This window comes from Shinella sp. BE166, assembly GCF_051201095.1.
Classification (GTDB): Bacteria; Pseudomonadota; Alphaproteobacteria; order Rhizobiales; family Rhizobiaceae; genus Shinella; species Shinella lacus.
In genome coordinates this window covers 36,012-51,477 of the sequence record NZ_JBPEHL010000007.1, presented here as the reverse complement: position 1 = coordinate 51,477, position 15,466 = coordinate 36,012, and the positions used below count along the sequence as shown (strand labels likewise).

General features: G+C 65.7%; 21 protein-coding genes. 10 read left to right on the top strand and 11 right to left on the bottom strand.

Annotated elements, in window-relative coordinates; genetic code table 11:
- Window positions 1–10: 10 nt before the first annotated feature.
- Complete coding sequence (locus tag J2Y63_RS18275; protein WP_435267251.1) at window positions 11–1,447, bottom strand: MFS transporter; 1,437 nt, start codon at window positions 1,445–1,447, stop codon at window positions 11–13.
- A 217-nt stretch (window positions 1,448–1,664) separates the two neighbouring features.
- Entirely contained in the window at window positions 1,665–2,123 is a 459-nt protein-coding gene (locus tag J2Y63_RS18270) for a carboxymuconolactone decarboxylase family protein (RefSeq protein ID WP_435267250.1), read from the bottom strand.
- 108 nt (window positions 2,124–2,231) lie between these two features.
- Here J2Y63_RS18270 and J2Y63_RS18265 point away from each other — a divergent pair, with 108 nt between their 5' ends.
- Window positions 2,232–3,098 carry a sigma-70 family RNA polymerase sigma factor gene (locus tag J2Y63_RS18265; protein WP_435267249.1) on the top strand — a complete coding sequence of 289 codons (867 nt, stop codon included), beginning with the start codon at window positions 2,232–2,234 and terminating at the stop codon, window positions 3,096–3,098.
- A gap of 124 nt (window positions 3,099–3,222) precedes the next feature.
- Here the strand turns inward: J2Y63_RS18265 and J2Y63_RS18260 are convergent, their stop codons facing one another.
- Entirely contained in the window at window positions 3,223–3,960 is a 738-nt protein-coding gene (locus tag J2Y63_RS18260; RefSeq protein ID WP_435267248.1) for a DUF3750 domain-containing protein, read from the bottom strand.
- Window positions 3,961–4,043: 83 nt separating this feature from the next.
- Here J2Y63_RS18260 and J2Y63_RS18255 point away from each other — a divergent pair, with 83 nt between their 5' ends.
- The 3 genes from J2Y63_RS18255 to J2Y63_RS18245 are packed head-to-tail and all read left to right on the top strand — an operon-like array spanning window position 4,044 to window position 5,665.
- Complete coding sequence (locus tag J2Y63_RS18255) at window positions 4,044–5,051, top strand: asparaginase (RefSeq protein ID WP_435267247.1); 1,008 nt, start codon at window positions 4,044–4,046, stop codon at window positions 5,049–5,051.
- A gap of 37 nt (window positions 5,052–5,088) precedes the next feature.
- Window positions 5,089–5,373 (top strand): type II toxin-antitoxin system RelE/ParE family toxin, encoded by a 285-nt coding sequence (locus J2Y63_RS18250; protein WP_435267246.1) that lies wholly within the window; start codon window positions 5,089–5,091, stop codon window positions 5,371–5,373.
- Window positions 5,345–5,665: a HigA family addiction module antitoxin gene (locus tag J2Y63_RS18245; protein WP_435267245.1), complete on the top strand. Its 321-nt coding sequence runs from the start codon at window positions 5,345–5,347 to the stop codon at window positions 5,663–5,665. Before J2Y63_RS18250 ends, J2Y63_RS18245 begins: the two co-directional genes overlap by 29 nt.
- On the opposite strand, the gene J2Y63_RS18240 is transcribed toward J2Y63_RS18245, so the two are convergent.
- Window positions 5,666–6,421, bottom strand: coding sequence for a DeoR/GlpR family DNA-binding transcription regulator (locus tag J2Y63_RS18240; RefSeq protein ID WP_435267244.1), 756 nt, complete (start codon window positions 6,419–6,421; stop codon window positions 5,666–5,668).
- Window positions 6,422–6,523: 102 nt separating this feature from the next.
- On the opposite strand from J2Y63_RS18240, the gene J2Y63_RS18235 reads away from it, so the two are divergent.
- Together J2Y63_RS18235 and J2Y63_RS18230 are read left to right on the top strand one after the other, a co-directional pair.
- Window positions 6,524–6,886, top strand: coding sequence for a DUF4406 domain-containing protein (locus J2Y63_RS18235; RefSeq protein ID WP_435267243.1), 363 nt, complete (start codon window positions 6,524–6,526; stop codon window positions 6,884–6,886).
- Window positions 6,887–6,995: 109 nt separating this feature from the next.
- Window positions 6,996–7,403: a VOC family protein gene (locus tag J2Y63_RS18230; RefSeq protein WP_256118697.1), complete on the top strand. Its 408-nt coding sequence runs from the start codon at window positions 6,996–6,998 to the stop codon at window positions 7,401–7,403.
- 39 nt (window positions 7,404–7,442) lie between these two features.
- Here the strand turns inward: J2Y63_RS18230 and J2Y63_RS18225 are convergent, their stop codons facing one another.
- The 3 genes from J2Y63_RS18225 to J2Y63_RS18215 form a co-directional block, all read right to left on the bottom strand.
- Entirely contained in the window at window positions 7,443–8,180 is a 738-nt protein-coding gene (locus J2Y63_RS18225; RefSeq protein ID WP_435267242.1) for a DUF4198 domain-containing protein, read from the bottom strand.
- Between the two features lie 96 nt (window positions 8,181–8,276).
- Window positions 8,277–8,624, bottom strand: a complete 348-nt coding sequence (locus J2Y63_RS18220; protein WP_435267241.1) for an MmcQ/YjbR family DNA-binding protein — start codon at window positions 8,622–8,624, stop codon at window positions 8,277–8,279.
- 68 nt (window positions 8,625–8,692) lie between these two features.
- Window positions 8,693–8,872 carry a hypothetical protein gene (locus J2Y63_RS18215; RefSeq protein WP_435267240.1) on the bottom strand — a complete coding sequence of 60 codons (180 nt, stop codon included), beginning with the start codon at window positions 8,870–8,872 and terminating at the stop codon, window positions 8,693–8,695.
- Between the two features lie 103 nt (window positions 8,873–8,975).
- Between J2Y63_RS18215 and J2Y63_RS18210 the strand changes: the two genes are divergently transcribed.
- Window positions 8,976–9,896 carry a LysR substrate-binding domain-containing protein gene (locus J2Y63_RS18210; RefSeq protein WP_435267239.1) on the top strand — a complete coding sequence of 307 codons (921 nt, stop codon included), beginning with the start codon at window positions 8,976–8,978 and terminating at the stop codon, window positions 9,894–9,896.
- On the opposite strand, the gene J2Y63_RS18205 is transcribed toward J2Y63_RS18210, so the two are convergent.
- The gene (locus tag J2Y63_RS18205; RefSeq protein ID WP_435267238.1) at window positions 9,880–10,539 is read right to left on the bottom strand and encodes a glutathione S-transferase family protein; all 660 of its coding nucleotides are present in this window, start codon (window positions 10,537–10,539) and stop codon (window positions 9,880–9,882) included. The two genes, J2Y63_RS18210 and J2Y63_RS18205, sit on opposite strands and share 17 nt — an antisense overlap.
- Before the next feature lie 180 nt (window positions 10,540–10,719).
- On the opposite strand from J2Y63_RS18205, the gene J2Y63_RS18200 reads away from it, so the two are divergent.
- The 3 genes from J2Y63_RS18200 (at window position 10,720) to J2Y63_RS18190 (ending at window position 13,174) form a co-directional block, all read left to right on the top strand.
- A complete protein-coding gene (locus tag J2Y63_RS18200) occupies window positions 10,720–11,103 on the top strand; it encodes a hypothetical protein (RefSeq protein WP_435267237.1) in 384 nt (127 codons plus the stop codon).
- Window positions 11,104–11,175: 72 nt separating this feature from the next.
- Complete coding sequence (locus tag J2Y63_RS18195; protein WP_435267492.1) at window positions 11,176–12,555, top strand: PepSY-associated TM helix domain-containing protein; 1,380 nt, start codon at window positions 11,176–11,178, stop codon at window positions 12,553–12,555.
- Between the two features lie 118 nt (window positions 12,556–12,673).
- The gene (locus tag J2Y63_RS18190; RefSeq protein WP_256118706.1) at window positions 12,674–13,174 is read left to right on the top strand and encodes a copper chaperone PCu(A)C; all 501 of its coding nucleotides are present in this window, start codon (window positions 12,674–12,676) and stop codon (window positions 13,172–13,174) included.
- A gap of 5 nt (window positions 13,175–13,179) precedes the next feature.
- Here the strand turns inward: J2Y63_RS18190 and J2Y63_RS18185 are convergent, their stop codons facing one another.
- The 3 genes from J2Y63_RS18185 to J2Y63_RS18175 form a co-directional block, all read right to left on the bottom strand.
- Window positions 13,180–13,581 carry a type II toxin-antitoxin system VapC family toxin gene (locus J2Y63_RS18185; RefSeq protein ID WP_435267236.1) on the bottom strand — a complete coding sequence of 134 codons (402 nt, stop codon included), beginning with the start codon at window positions 13,579–13,581 and terminating at the stop codon, window positions 13,180–13,182.
- Window positions 13,581–13,835, bottom strand: a complete 255-nt coding sequence (locus J2Y63_RS18180; protein WP_435267235.1) for a type II toxin-antitoxin system Phd/YefM family antitoxin — start codon at window positions 13,833–13,835, stop codon at window positions 13,581–13,583. Before J2Y63_RS18180 ends, J2Y63_RS18185 begins: the two co-directional genes overlap by 1 nt.
- A gap of 156 nt (window positions 13,836–13,991) precedes the next feature.
- Complete coding sequence (locus J2Y63_RS18175; protein ID WP_435267234.1) at window positions 13,992–15,356, bottom strand: TIGR03808 family TAT-translocated repetitive protein; 1,365 nt, start codon at window positions 15,354–15,356, stop codon at window positions 13,992–13,994.
- Window positions 15,357–15,466 lie beyond the last annotated feature (110 nt).

The window sequence follows — 15,466 nt, the reverse complement described above, 5'->3', positions numbered from 1 at the left end:
TAACAAATCCTCAATCCGCGCTGGTGGCCTTTCCCGCCGGAAGGGTGGTCGCAAGCAGCATGCCGAGCGCCGCCGGGATGGCGAGCAGCAGGTAGAGCCAGCGCGCCGCCGTCACAGCACCTTCCGTGCCGCCGGGATCGACGAGGCCGGTCGTGTTGACGATGATGCCGGCAATCGCCGCCCCGAAGGCCGCGCCGAGCGCCTGCATGGTGGTGATCGCCGCGGATGCCTTGTCCGTCTCGCCGGCCGGCGCCAGGTGCAGCACATGGGTGACGAGATGCGCCCAGCCGAGGCCGATGCCGAAACCCATGAGGAAGATGAAGACGGTGGCGATCGCCAGCAGCGGCAGGCTGCCTGCGGGATTGTGCCGGGCAAGCGTGACGACGAGCAGCGCGGTGGCAACCGCCTCGACCAGCGCGCCGCCGACGATCACCCGGTTGGCGCGCCGCCCCCGGATGTTTGCGGTGGCAAAGGCCGCGGCCGTCCAGCCGAGCGCCAAAAGCGCCACGAGATAGCCGGAGACGAGCGGCGTCACCCCGTGCAGCACCTGGAGGAAATAGGGGATGTAGATATCCGAGCAGATGGTGACGAGCAGCATCAGCATGATGAGATAGACGCGGGCAAGCGGCGAGGTGAGGTTCATCGTGCCGGCCGGCAGCAGCCGCGCTTCGGTGTGCCGCTCGATGGTAATGGCGGCGATGACCGCGACCACGGCCGAGGCCGCAAAGAGGCTGCGCAGCGCCGGCGCATCCACCGAACTTGCGAAGGACAGCACCACCACGGCGGCGACCAGCAGCACGATCTGCAGGAACGGCGTCTTCGTCGTCACCCGCTCGGCCTCGCCGGAGGGCAGCAGTTTTGGCGCGGAGACCGCCATCAGGATAGAAAGCGGAATGAGCAGCGCGAACGCCTCGCGCCAGGCGCTGCCGGCCGCGAAGATACCGCCGATCGTCGGGCCGAGGAAGGTCGCGATGCCCCAGACGGCGGCATAGAGCGTCGAGGCGGTGCTCCACAGCGGCTCCGGATAGACGAAGCGGATGAAGGCATAACCGAGCGCCACCAGGAAGCCGGCACCGAGCCCCTGGATCGCCCGGCCGACCAGCACCGTCTCCATGGTCGGCGCAATGGCGCAGACGAGGCTGCCGATGCCGAACAGCACCGCGCCGAAGACGTAACAGCGGTTGAGCGTCACGCTCTTCGGCCGCACCGCCACGAAGGTCGAGCCGAGCACCGAGGCCGCGACATAGATCGTCGTCGCCCAGGCAAACAGCGGCAGCCCGCCGATATCGCGCACGATCGAGGGCATCAGCGTCGCGGTGATATAGGTCTCCACCGCATGCAGCATGATCCCGCCGCCCAGCATCAGCGTCCCGAACAGATAGGCGCGGGAAAACAGGCTGGAAAGCCGCGGCGCGGCCTCCTTCGGTGTGATGACGCTATCGGACATGAAATTGAGCCTTGGCATGCGAAAAGAATGGATTTCAGACGTCGCACGGCTTCAAACCGACTGCAAGCCGTGACTTTTCACTGAAAATGCGGGTCTGACGGGCGGAGAGCCGCGCCAGCCTCTACTCCGTCATGGTCGGGCTTGACCCGACCATCCATGCCGCGAGCGCCATGTGGATCCTCGGGTCGAGCCCGAGGATGACGGAGGGTGGGCGAGGTTACGGATTCCATTCACCAGCAATCTGACGCGTCGCCACGTTGAACCGGTTCCACACATTGATCGCTGCGATCTCCACGACCAGGGCGGCCAGCGTCTTTTCGTCGTAGTGACGGGCGGCTTCGTTCCAGACCGCGTCCGACACCGGTTCCTCGCGATCGGCGATGCGCGTCAGCGCTTCGGTCAGCGCCAGGGCGGCCCGCTCCGCATCGGTGTAGAACGGCGCCTCGCGCCAGGCGGCGACGGAGAAGATGCGCCGGTCGCTCTCGCCCGCCTTCTTCATCATGCGCGGATGCAGGTCGACGCAGAAGCCGCAGCCGTTGATCTGGCTTGCCCTCAGATGCACGAGGTTTGCGGTCTTTTCCGGCAGGCCGGTTTTCTGCGCGGCCCCCTGCAATGCCTGCAATGCGCCCATGACTTCGGGGAGAACGGCGACGATATTGTTCATACGGGATTGCATTTTTTCGCTCCTTGCAATGTTTTCGCGTTCGACGAATGCGAACCCTGTCACACCGGGCCTGCTTCGTTCGTCATGGCCATGACGCCGCTGAGCGAGGGAGTGTGACAGATGAGCGAGAAAAAATTCTGGGCCGAACATTTCGAGGCCGAACGCGGGCGCCTCGGCACCGTCGCCTTCCGCATGCTGGGCTCGCGCGCCGAGGCGGAGGATGCGGTGCAAGAGGCCTGGCTCCGGCTGGAGCGGGCGGGCGGCGACGGCATCGACAATCTCGGCGGCTGGCTGACGACCGTCGTCGGCCGCATCTGCCTCGACATGCTGCGCGCCCGCACGAAGCGCCGCGAAGACCCGATCGACGATGACGACGGCGAGGTACAGCACGCCGACCCGAGCGCCGCGGCCGATGAGCAGGCGGCTCTCGCCGATTCCGTCGGCCTCGCGCTGCTGGTCGTGCTGGAGCGCCTGGCGCCCGCCGAGCGCCTCGCCTTCGTGCTCCATGACATGTTCGACGTGCCCTTCGAGGAGATCGGCCGCATCGTCGACAAGACGCCGGTCGCCGCCCGCCAGCTCGCAAGCCGCGCCCGTCGCCGCGTGCAGGGCCTGCCGGAGACGCCGGCTGCGGATTACGACCGCCGCAAGCGCGTCGTCGCGGCCTTCCTCGCCGCCTCGCGCGATGGCGATTTTTCAGGCCTGCTCGCCGTGCTCGATCCGGAAGTCGTCTTCCACGCGGATGAAGATGCGGTGCGGCTCGGCTCGCTTGCCGAAATCCACGGCGCGCAGGCGGTGGCGACCACCTTCAAGGGCAAGGCGACCGCCGCAAGGCTCGCCCTCATCGACGGCCATTTCGGCCTCGCCGTCATCCTCGGCGGCGAACTCAAGATCGTCGTGCGCATGGAGGTTGCAGGCGACCAGATCACCGCCATCGACTCGATCGCCGACCCGGCCCGCATCGCCGCCTTCGAGGTGGAGTATCTTTAGGAGGCTACCCACTCCTCCGTCACCCTCGGGCTTGACCCGAGCATCCATGCCGCGCGTGCTGCATGGATGCTCGGGTCAAGCCCGAGGGTGACGGAGGAGTGGGGCATGCCTTGTCAGCAAACCGCTAGACCCCGATGCGCCCGATGGCGGGTATCTTGATCGCCGGCCGATAGAAATCCACGCCGGCGACAAGGCCCATGATGTGCAGTTCGAGCCCGGAGCGCAGCCCGGCCGAGATGCCGAGCAGGCCGTAGAGCGTCGCATGCACGTCCTTGCCATCCGCATCGATGGCGAAGAGCTTGCCCTCCGGCAGGTAATCGCGCCCCACCGCATCCGGCGGCAGCACGACGCCGAGTTCCGGCACGTTGCGCAGCACATGGGCGACGAAGGTGTTGGAGTTCGGCCCCGGCCAGATGCGGTAGCCGCCGGGCTTGGAATAGGGGTAACTGGCGATCGCCTGCTCGATCTTCGGGATCAGCCGCGCCGCCTCGTCGCCGCTGACGCTGACGACCACGTGCGGCGTGTTGGAATACCAGAAGGCATCCGGCGCATAACCGTTCTTGCGCACCGGCGTGCCCCAGCCGACCTTGTCATAGCGGTTGTAGCTTTTGGCGTTGGCCTCCTTGGTGACGATCCAGGCATGGCTTGCCACCGCGCCCTTCAGCCCGCCGGTCGCGGCCGAAAAGATGTGGATCGTCGCCCGCGGCGTGTCTTCGGCGCTGGGCAGGATACCGGCGGATTTCCAGTTCGCCTCCCGCCAGTTCTGCGGCCGGTCCTTGATGTACCAGTAGCCCGCCGAGGCCAGCGCCGGCATGAGATAGATCACGAGAAAGAGGACGAACACGTTCCTCAGGAATTTCATGCGGGGTCTCTCCAAACCGAGTGTCCACATCCATGGATTTCGGATAATACCGCATTCGAAACCGGAAATTTGAGGGCACGAATATGGCAAACCCCGTCCTTGTCGAAGTCACCCGCGGCGATCTCGTCGAAAGCCGCCATCGCGGCATGGTCGTGGCGGTCGATGGTGATGGCAAGGTGGTGTTTTCGCAAGGCGAAATCGACGCCGTCGTCTTTCCGCGCTCGGCCTGCAAGGCCATGCAGGGCCTGCCGCTCGTCGAAAGCGGTGCCGCCGATGCTCACGGCTTCGGCAACCGCGAACTGGCGCTTGCCTGTTCCTCGCACAATGGCGAACCCGCCCATGCGCGCCTTGCCGCCACCATGCTCGCCGCCGCCGGCGTCGATGAGAGCGTGCTGGAATGCGGCGCCCACTGGTCCTTCGAACAGCCCGTGCTGATCGGCCAGGCCCGCCAGCTCGAACACCCGACCGCCCTTCACAACAATTGCTCGGGCAAACATGCCGGCTTCATCTGCGCCGCCTGCCACACCGGCAAGGACCTTGAGGGCTATGTGCGCTACGAACACCCCGTCCAGGCGGAAATCCGCGGCATCATGGAAAACCTGACCGGATCGGCGCTTGCCACCGACAATTGCGGCACCGACGGCTGCTCGATCCCGACCTATGCCGTGCCGCTGAAAAACCTCGCCCACGGCTTCGCCAAGATGGCAACCGGCACGGGCCTCGCTCCCGAGCGCGCCAAGGCCTCGCGGCGCCTGATCGCCGCCTGCATGGCCGAACCCTTCTACGTCGCCGGCACGAAACGCGCCTGCACCCGCCTCATGGAAACCGCCCCCGGTCGCATCTTCGCGAAAACCGGCGCCGAAGGCGTCTTCTGCGCCGCCATCCCCGAAAAAGGCATCGCCATCGCGCTGAAATGCGAGGACGGCACCACCCGCGCCGCCGAAAGCATGGTCGCCGCCACGCTCGCCCGCTTCTTCACCGAAGAACCCGACCTCCACGCCGCCCTCATGGCCCAGGCCAACCGCTCCATGTCCAACTGGAACGGCATTCACGTCGGCGACGTCCGCGTGACGGAAGCGTTTGCCGCGTAAAATTGACACCCTATGACGTTATGCGTTATGGTTATGCATGATCAAGAGCTTCGCCGACCGCGAGACCGAGCTGATCTGGTCCGGCCGCCGAAGCCGGCGGCTGCCGGCCGACATGCAGACCATAGCGCTGCGCAAGCTGCGCATGTTGCACGCCGCGCAGACCGTGACGGACCTGCGCGTGCCGCCGGGCAACCGGCTGGAACTCCTGAAGGGAAATCTGGCGGGGCTCTATTCGATCCGGATCAATGACCAGTGGCGCATCTGCTTCGGCTGGTCGGAAGGGGATGCCGTGAATGTCCGCATCATCGACTATCATGACTGACGACCTGCTCGCCAACCCCCATCCCGGCGATATCCTGCTGGAAGAGTTCCTTCAGCCGATGGAGATCAGCCAGAACGCGCTGGCGCGCGCCGTGCACGTCCCGCCGCGCCGCATCAACGAGATCGTGCTCGGCAAGCGCCAGGTCACGGCCGACACGGACCTCCGGCTCACGCGCTATTTCGGCCTGTCGGACGGCTACTTCCTGCGTCTTCAGGCCGAATTCGACCTGATGCAGAAGCGCCGCGAGATCGGCCGGGATCTCGACCGCATCGTCCCCCGCGACGCCGCCTGATCAGGCCTCGACGATCTCGACACCCGTCTCCCGGTAGGGTGCCAGCGCCTCCGGCGCAAGCCCGGCCGGCACGATGAGGCCGGTGGCGGTGGGGAGGGGCATGATCTTCCAGGGGGAGGCGCGGCCGAGTTTTTCTTGCGTGAGCAGGACCCAGGTCGCGGCGGCGTTTTCGGCGATGGTGCGCTTGGTTGCGGCTTCCTCCATGTCGCCGGTGGTGAGGCCGTGGGTCGGGTGGGCGGCGGTGACGCCCATGAAATAGATGTCCGCCTTCAGGCCGCGGATCGCATCGAACGCCATGGCGCCCACCGTCACCATCGAATGTTTGTAGAGCCTGCCGCCGATCAGCACGACCTCGGCGGTCGGGTGGCGTTCGAGTTCGCAGGCGATCGTTGGGCTGTGTGTGACGACCGTGAAGGGACAGCTGCGCGGCAGCGCGCGGGCAAGCGCCGCCGTGGTCGTGCCGCCATCGAGGAAGATCACCTGTCCTGGCGCGATCATTGCCGCCGCGCGCGCACCAAGCGCGGCCTTCTGATCCGTCGCGAGCGACTGGCGCGCGGCAAAATCCGGCAGCGGCGGGGAGAGCGGCAGCGCGCCGCCATGCACCCGCTTCAACAAGCCCTCCGCCGCCATTTCCCTGAGATCCCGCCGGATCGTGTCTTCCGACAGATCCAGTTCCGCCGCGAGCGTCTTCGCGACGATCTCGCCGTCGCGGTTCAGCCGTTCGGCGATCAGGGCCTTTCGCTGGCTGGTCAGCATGTCTTCGCACTCCATCTTGACTATGCACGAAATTACACGAATATTCGTGAAATATCCAGAAAATTCCGGATATTTCGTGCAATAAACAGTAAGGAGTAAATCATGCTGATCCTGATCGCCGGCCCCTATCGCTCGGGCACCGGGGACGACCCGCAAAAGATGGCGGAGAATTTGCAGCGGCTGGAGGCGCCGTCCTATGCGCTGTTCAAGGCCGGCCATGTGCCGATGATCGGCGAATGGGTGGCGCTGCCCGTCTGGCATGCGGCGGGCGGCGAGACGATCGGCGATGCGCTGCACGAGGAGATCTTCTATCCCGTCGCGCACCGCCTGCTTGAACTGTGCGAGGGCGTGCTGCGGCTGCCGGGCGCGTCAAAGGGGGCGGACAATGACGTGCGCATTGCCCGCGAGCGCGGCATTCCGGTCTGGCACCGGCTGGAGGACGTGCCGGGCTGCGCGGCGGCATAAAAATCTGCATGGGCTTGTCGGCACCGGACGTCGCTTTACGTCCTTGTGGCATGACGGGGCGATCCGCCGGTGGCGGACCCCCGCACAGCAAGCAAAAAGGAGGATTTCCATGCGCATGATCTTCGTCAACCTGCCCGTCAAGGACCTGGCCGCTACCCGCCGCTTCTTCGGCGCGCTCGGCTACGGCTTCAACGAGGCCTTCAGCGACGACACCGCCGCCTGCATGGTGGTGGACGAAAACATCTTCGTCATGCACCTGACGGAGGAAAAATTCGCCCAGTTCGTGAAGGGCGAGGTGGGCGATCCGGAAAAGCAGACGCAGGTGCTGACCTGCCTTTCGGCCGCCAGCCGTCAGGAGATCGACGACATCAAGGCCAAGGCGCTCGCCGCCGGTGCGCGCGAATGGCAGCCGAACATCGAATTCGGCCCCATGTACGGCTGCTCCTTCCAGGACATCAACGGCAATGTCTGGGAGTTCATGTTCATGGACCAGTCCGGCGGCCAGTCGATCGGCTGACGAGTCAGGCCCGCGCCCCACGGCGCGGGCCTTTTCGCATCAATCGTCGTGTTTGTGCGCTTCGGCGACGAAACTCAGCGTCGCCGTATAGCCGATCTTGTCGGCCTTCGGATCGTTTTCCAGCGGCACGCCATGGTCGACCGACAGCACGTTCAGCCCGTCATTGCGGATCGCCACCACGACCTCGCCATCCGCATCCGTCGGCTCGCTCTTGAGCGCGGCCTGATTGATATAGTCGAGCGTCACGACCGCGCCGGCAAGCGGCTTGCCGTCATGGAGCACGCGCAGCCGGATCGGGTCGCCGGCCTTGCGGCCGATCGGATTGTCGAGCGGAACGATCTGCAGGTCCTGCTTCGGGAAGGCGGGCAGCGCGTTATGCGCATGCAGCAGCGAGAGGCTGTTCTTGATGTAGTGGCCGGTCGCCTTGGCATCCGCCACCTTGTCCTTCGGCTCGTTCACCCAGGTCCCGTCCGCCTTTTCGCTCCAGTAGCCGTTGTCGAAGGTTAGCGCGATGGCGGCCGGCTCGCCCTCCGGCTTCAGGATCGCGTGCTTGTCGCGCTTGTCGATGGTGACAGGCGCGGCCGTGCCGTCCTCGGCAATGGCGATCGCCTGCGTGATGCGGGCCGGGTCATAGGCATCGTCGCCGGCGCCGTGGCCGTAGATGACGCCGAGTTCGCCCCAGCGCTCCGCCACCCAGGCGCCATGCGCGCCGGCCGTTGCGGGAAGGAGGAGGGCGAACGACAGCGCGCCCGAAACAGCGATGATCCGTCTCAGCATTTTGGTCTCCGAATTGGTAATGTTATTACGTTACAAATCCGGTTTAACCGTGCGGCGGGAAGGGTGTCAAGCGTCTCGAAAAAGGAAGGAGGGCGTTCAGCCGAACGTCTTGCGCAGCTTTGCCGGCGCCTTGTAGCGCCAGGCTTCGGTGATCCGGTGCCGCAATTCCGCGTCGTCGACCGCCGCCGCTCGGATGAGCAGCGCCGGCCAGCCGCGGTAATGGTCGGTCTCGTAATAGATGTCGGGCGCCATTTCGATCAGGCGCTCCTTCTCGTCGAGCGGCGCCATCAGCACCAGCGTCTCGGCACCCTTGATGCGCAGAAACAGCTTTCCCGCCACCTTGAGCGCCGGCGTGCCATAGGACGTGCCCGTCTCGACGCCCGGAAGGGGTTGCGAGAGGCGCTGGAGCCGTGCCAGCAGCGCGTCGTTCTCGTCATCCGGCATGCAAAATCCTCCCCGGGCAGGATACACCGGCGCGGGGAGGACTTCGAGGGAGGATCAGGCCGGGTGTTTCAGCTTTCCTCGACGCAGACCCGCGGACGGAAGAGGCCGAAGGGCAGGTCGCCGAGCGCGCGCGAATCCATCGTCTCGATATCGGGGTGGGAGAGCGGATCGCGCATCCAGACGGGCGTGTCCGCAGGGTCCGCCTCGGCTTTCAGCGCCGCGGCCACTCTGGAGAAAATCTTGAACATTGCCTTCTCCTTGCGGTTCGTTACCATTGTTGATGGCTGATAATCGCGCCGAAACGCTCTCCGGGCAATCGAGCAGATCAGGAAGAGGTTATAGAAAACCTATATGAAGAACCTCAATCGCGTTCATCTGAACGGCCTTCGTGCGCTGGAAGCGGTGGGGCGGCTCGGCTCGCTGCAGGCGGCGGCCGACGAGCTCGGCGTGACGGTCGGCGCCGTCAGCCAGCAGGTCATCAAGGCGGAGGAGCAGCTCGGCCGGGCGATCTTCGAGCGCACCGCGCGGGGCCTGCGCGAGACGGCCTCTGGCACGCCCTTCCTCGCGCGCCTTTCCGCGGCCTTCCGCCAGCTTTCCGAGGCGGTGGCGACGACCCAGCGCCGCGACGATGCGATCCTGACGATCTCCGTGGCACCGATCTTCGCCTCGCGCTGGCTCATCCACCGCATCGATCGCTTCGCCGCCGCCCATCCGGATATCAGCCTGCGCATCGAGGCGACGACGACGCTGGTCGACCTCGCGCGCTCGGATGTCGATCTCGGCATCCGCGTCGGCCCCGGCACCTGGCCGGATGTGACGGCGGAGTTCCTGATGCCGCAGGTGATGTTCCCGGTTTGCGCGCCGGCGCTGGCGGATGGCATCAGGACGCCGCAGGACCTGTCGGCGCAGCCGGCGGTGGTCGATGGCAACGATGCCTTCACCTGGCAGCGCTGGCTGAAGGCCGCCGGTTTCGACGTGCCCGCGCCAAAGGCCCGCCACATCTTTTCCGATGCCTCGCTGTGCCTCGATGCGGCGCTGGCCGGGCAGGGGGTGCTGCTCGCCTGGCCGGTGCTCGCCTCCTGGGCGCTGAAGGAGGGGCGGCTGGTGGCGCCGTTCCCCATCCGGGTGGATACCGGCATGGGCTATTATTTCGTAACGGCCCCGGGTCTGCCGGAGCCGCGCAAGGTCTCGCTGTTCAAGCGCTGGCTGCGCAACGCCATCGCCGAAGACGGCGAGGACGGTTTTGCCGGCGCGATCATTCCGGCTCGTTAGACCGCGTCTCCATCATGGCCTTGAAGGCGGCGCGCGACTGGCACTGTTCCAGCCAGGCCTTGACGTTCGGCGCAGCCTCGAAAAGCGCCGTCTGGCTCATCGCATAGCGAAACACCTCCGCGAGGTTGAGGTCGGCCACGGTAAAGCGGTCGCCGACGACATGGCCGGTGGCGGCCAGGTGCTGGTCGAGCCGCGCGAAACACTTTTTCAGCGCCTTGTTCGCAGCGCGGATCGTCAGCCGCCCCTGTTCGCTTTCGGCGGCCTGGACATCGCGCAGCATGATGATCTTCACCGCATGCGGCTCCACCTCGGTCGCCGCCCACATGGTCCATTGCAGCATCTCGGCCTCTTCCGTCACCGTCTGGCCGGAGAGGGGGCCGCCGTGCTTGCGGGCGAGGTAGAGGTTGATCGCCAGCGATTCCGTCATCACGAAGCCGCCGTCGTCGATGCAGGGGATGAGGCCGGTCGGGTTGACGGCCAGAAACTCCGGCGACTGCGTGTTCATCGGCGCATCCGCCGCCTGCACGTCGTCGAGCCGGTAGGCCTGCACGATCGGCACGGAGGTGAAGGGCAGGCCGAGCTCGCCGGCCAGCCAATAGTTGCGCGAGGCACGGGAACGGTAGACGCCGTAGATGGTAAGCATGGAATCCTCCTGATTGCGGCGGCACTTTATGGGGCGTTCTTGCGGAACGGTAGAGCGCTTGCCTGATCGATCGATGAATTGTCGTGATGGCCGGGAAGGGGAGCCCGCTTTGTCGCATTGACGTCGCGCCGCCATCGGATTAAGGCCGATATATCCGCGCGATTGCGGAAAGGGCGACCGATGACACGAGGCACGACAAGCTGGGCTGCCTGCCTGCGCATGCTTTGCGCAGCCGCCCTGCTGTTCGTCGGTTTCGCCCACCAGCCGGCCTCGGCCCTGGAGCCGACCGCGCTCGAACTCGTGCAATATACCCTGCCGGACGGTACCGTGCCGGACCTCTGTCTCAATGGCAGCGTCGACGGCAAGACCCGGCATGCCACCCCCATCAAGTGCGAGGCCTGCCGCATCGGCGGCGCCATGCTGATGCCGGAGCCGGCCGATCTTGCCGGTGCCAACCTGGCTTTCCGTTTGGTCGCCGCCCTGCCGCTCGTCGAAGAGGCGCTTCATTCCAAGCGCGACCGTCCCGGCGCCCCGCCGCGCGCACCACCCTTCCTGTCCGCCTGATTTTCCGTGATCCGCGCCGCCTGCCGCCGCGCGCCCGAAATCCAGCCTGACAGGACCCCTTGCATGTCCGTTATTTCCGATGCGCCGGCCCTTGCCGCCGCCGAACCCTCCACGCTCGCCCAGCGCCTCTACCGCGCCATCTGGCGCTGGCATTTCTTCGCCGGCCTGCTGGCCGTGCCCTTCATGATCAGCCTCGCCATCACCGGCGGGCTCTATCTCTTCAACGACGAGATCGACGCCAGCCTCTTCCGCTACCGCAACTATGTCGCGGTCGGCACCACGGAACTGCCACCCTCCGCAATCGTCGAAAAGGCGCTCGCCACTGTACCGGGCAGCACGCTCGCCTCCTACCGCACGCCCGCCGGCACGGACCGTTCCGCCCGCGTGACGCTCGCCAGCGATGCCGGCAGAATGCTCGTCTTCGTCGATCCCTACGACGGCGCCGTGCTCGATACCCTTCCAGCGAACCAGGAGTTCAACCAGGTCGTCGAGGACCTGCACAGCCTCGATTATTTCGGCACCTCCTGGGAGCGCATCATCGAGGTCGTCGCGGGTTTTGCCATCGTGCTCGTGCTGACGGGCCTCTATCTCTGGTGGCCGCGCAATGCCACGGGCGGCGTCGTCAGCGTGCGCGGCACGCCGGCCCGGCGCGTCTTCTGGCGCGACGTGCACGCCGTCACCGGCGTCTTTGCAAGCGTCGTCATCCTGTTCATGGCCTTTTCCGGCCTGCTCTGGTCCGGCTTCTGGGGCGCCAAGGTCAATGCGACGCTGACGGCAAACGGCATGGGCTATCCGGTCGAACTGTGGGACCGCGTGCCGCATTCCATGCTCATCACCACCGACGTGCTGCCGAAAGCCTCCTGGCTGATGGAAAACGCGCCCGTGCCGCAATCGACCGTTCCCGCTGATGGCCAAAGGGCCCTGCCGCCGATCGGCCTCGACAATGCCGTGACGATCGCCAACGCCGCCGGCATGCTGCCCGGCTACGAGCTGTCGCCGCCATCAGACCAGACGGGCGTCTACACCGCCGCGATCTACCCGGCCGAGCTGGAATACGAGCGCACGATCCATATCGACCAATATTCCGGCGAACGCCTCGTCGATACCGCCTTTGCCGATTATCCCGCGACCGGCAAGGCGATCGAGTGGAGTATCAACGTGCACAAGGGTCAGGAATGGGGGCTGTTCAACCAGCTCCTCATGCTGTCGACTTCCTTTATCGTCATCGCGATGAGTGTGTCGGCCGTCGTCATGTGGTGGAAGCGCCGGCCGAAGGGCCGCATCGGCGTGCCACCGGCCCCGCGCGAAAAGCGCATCTATCTCGGCCTCTGGGCCATCGCCGCCGTCTTCGGCGTGCTCTTTCCGCTGACAGGCATCACCATTCTCGCCATGATCCTTCTCGACCAGCTCGTCATCCGCTTCGTGCCGCCGCTCCGGCGCATCTTCTCGTGACCAGAGCATGTCCGGTGAACTCCGGTTCACCGGACATGCTCCTGGTTTTTGTTTTGCCGCATTATCCGACGCCGAAACGAAGTCGCTTCGGCTGGAAATGCTCTAGAAAGGAATTTCCATGAAACGCATGCTCGCAACGGTTCTCGCGCTAGCACTCTCGGCCTCGGCCGTCTTCGCCCACGAGTTCACCCTCGGCAACCTCGAAATCCACCACCCGGCCTCCAAGGCGACGCTGCCCGGCCAGCCGGTCGGCGGCGGCTTCCTCACCATCACCAACAAGGGCAGCGAGGCCGACCGCCTCGTTTCCATCACCGCGCCGACGGTTTCCGACGACGTTCAGCTTCACGAAATGGCCATCGAGAACGACATCATGAAGATGCGCCAGCTGCCCGACGGCATCGAAATCCCCGCCGGCGCGACAGTGGAACTGAAATCCGGCGCCCAGCACGTCATGTTCATGAGCATCAAGCAGCCCTTCAAGGAAGGCGAAAGCTTCAAAGCGACGCTGACCTTCGAAAAAGCCGGCACGATCGACGTCGACTTCAAGATCGAAGCCGCCAAGCCCGGCGCAAAACAGGGCGACGCCGCATCCGGCAACCATGAGGGCCATGGCGGCTGAGGCCGCTAGAGCTCCCAGGGGTTGAGGCAGGCAGCGCCGGTATCGGCAAAATCGGCGATGTTGCGTGTGACCACGATCAGGTCGTGCACAAGGGCAGTGGCGGCGATCAGGCCGTCCGCCCCGCCGCGGGGGCGCAGCGCCGAAATGCGGCCCCATTCAACGGCGATCCGGTCGGTGACCGGCAGGATGCGTGCTGCATGGTCCTGCCGGAGGCGGGCGAGCCATGCGGAGAGATGCGCGGCGGTTTGCGGATCGGAGCGTTCCTTGAGCGCGATGCCGCGCGTGATCTCGCCGAGCGTGATGACGCTCAGATAAAGCCGGTCGGGGTCCGCGGAGCGCAGCCAGTCGAGCGCCTGGGGCGTGCCGCGCCGCGCCTCGGACAGCACGTTCGTATCGAGCAGGTACATCAGAGCGTGACGTCGCGCCGGGGCCATTCCGGCCGGGCATCGATGGCGTCGACAAGCGCGTCATCCCAGACGGGGCCGGCAAGAAGGTCGTCGACGAAGCTCGGCCGGCCAGACTTCAGCGCGTTGTAGTCCTCGATCGAAAGAACCACCGCCGTCTGCTGGCCGCGCCGCGTCACGACCTGCGGGCCTTCCGTGCGGGCCTTGTCGACGACCTTGGAGAACTGGTTCTTTGCATCCTGCAACTGCCATTCCATCGACGCCTCCTGGCTAGACTGTCTAGCTAGAATAAGGCTTTCGGCGTCTCGTTGCAAGACAGCGGATGAGGAAGCGGTACCTGGACAGCCCGCCCCCTCATCCACCATGGCGCCTCTCCGTTCGGGCAGGAAGGAGAGACGCGTTTCGGGACGGGCTCAGCCCGTCCGGTTGCGTTCGATCGTCAGGTGCGCGTAGGTTGCGCCTTCCGTCGCGAGGTCGCCGGTGGTGCGTTCGTTCCAGCGGTAGCCGGCGATCGCGCCGTCAGGGGTGTCCTCGAAGATATTGCCGGAGATCAGCGCCGAGCCTGCCTCCTCCACCACGGTGACGGCGCAGCCGACCGGGCTTTTTCGCACCAGGTTGCCGCTGACGACGAGGCCGCGCATGAAAGGCCCCCAGCCGAGCGCGAGGCCCCATTTCGGCGCATTCTCGATCGTGTTGCCGGAGACGACCGTGTCGGCCTCCACCGCGATACCGAAGCCGAAGCCCGCGCCGTCGTGGACGTAGGGGCCTTCGAGCTTGAGGTTGCGCACGACATTGCCGGTGACGGTGGCAAGCCGGCCGCCCTCGTTGAAATTGACGATGAGGATGCCGTTGGCGGCGCCATCGATCAGGTTGCCGTTGACGATCGCGCCTTCGAAGCCGAATTCGGAATAGATCGCCGTCTCGCCGCTGTCGAGGCAGGTATTGCCCGATATCTGCACGTTCGAGCCGGCATTGGCGCGGATGGCGGAGAAGGCGCAGCCGGAGAGGTGGTTGTTCGTCACCATCACGTCGTCGGCGCGGAAGATGTTGATGCCGTTGCCATATTCGCCGGTGCCGCCGCGTGTCGCCGCCATGCGGGCGATGCGGTTGCCGGAAACGATCGTGCCGTCGCGGCCCTTCTGCCAGCGATGGATGAGGATGCCGCCATTGCCGCAATCGAAGACATGGTTGCCGGTGACGGAGAGGTCGTGGCTCTCCACGGCATAGAGCGCGTAGTCGGCGGCCCCCGAAAGCCGGTTGCGCTCGATGCGCCCGCCGCAGCGTTGCAGGCTGAGAGCCGTCTTGGACGAGCCCTGGATCTCGCAATTCTCGATCGTCACCTGGGCGACGTTGCTGAGGTGCACCAGGCCCTCGACCGTATCGTCCAGCCAGCGGTTCGCCCCGTCTATGACGAGATTGGCAAGCTCGACGCGGGAAAGCCCGTCGGCGGCGAACAGATGGCCGTCGCCGCCATAGAGAATGCGGGTGGCGCCCGCCACGCCGGTGATGCGCGTGTTGTCGGGAAGCGTGACGTTGGAGATCGTATAGTCGCCGGGCGGCAGGAAGACCGGCATGTTCTTGCCCGCCGCCTCCTTCAGGAGCTTGGCGAAGGCCTTGCTCTTGCGGTCGCCCGCCCCCGGGCGGATGCCATGCGCGGAGGCGTCGATGCTGCCGCGCAGGTCCACGTCGAGGATCGGCACCGGCTCGCCTTGGGCTGCCGCCGCGGTGGCGAGACCGGCCGCACCCAGGCCTGAAAGGAATAACCGTCTGGTAACCATGATAGCTCCTTGCCGGTCAAGGAGCAGGAACCGTGCCAAGTGGTTTTGTGCCGAAACGGAACAATCGGGGTGATGCCCGCCCAAGTTGCCGAAAGATGTGACGGAAAGCC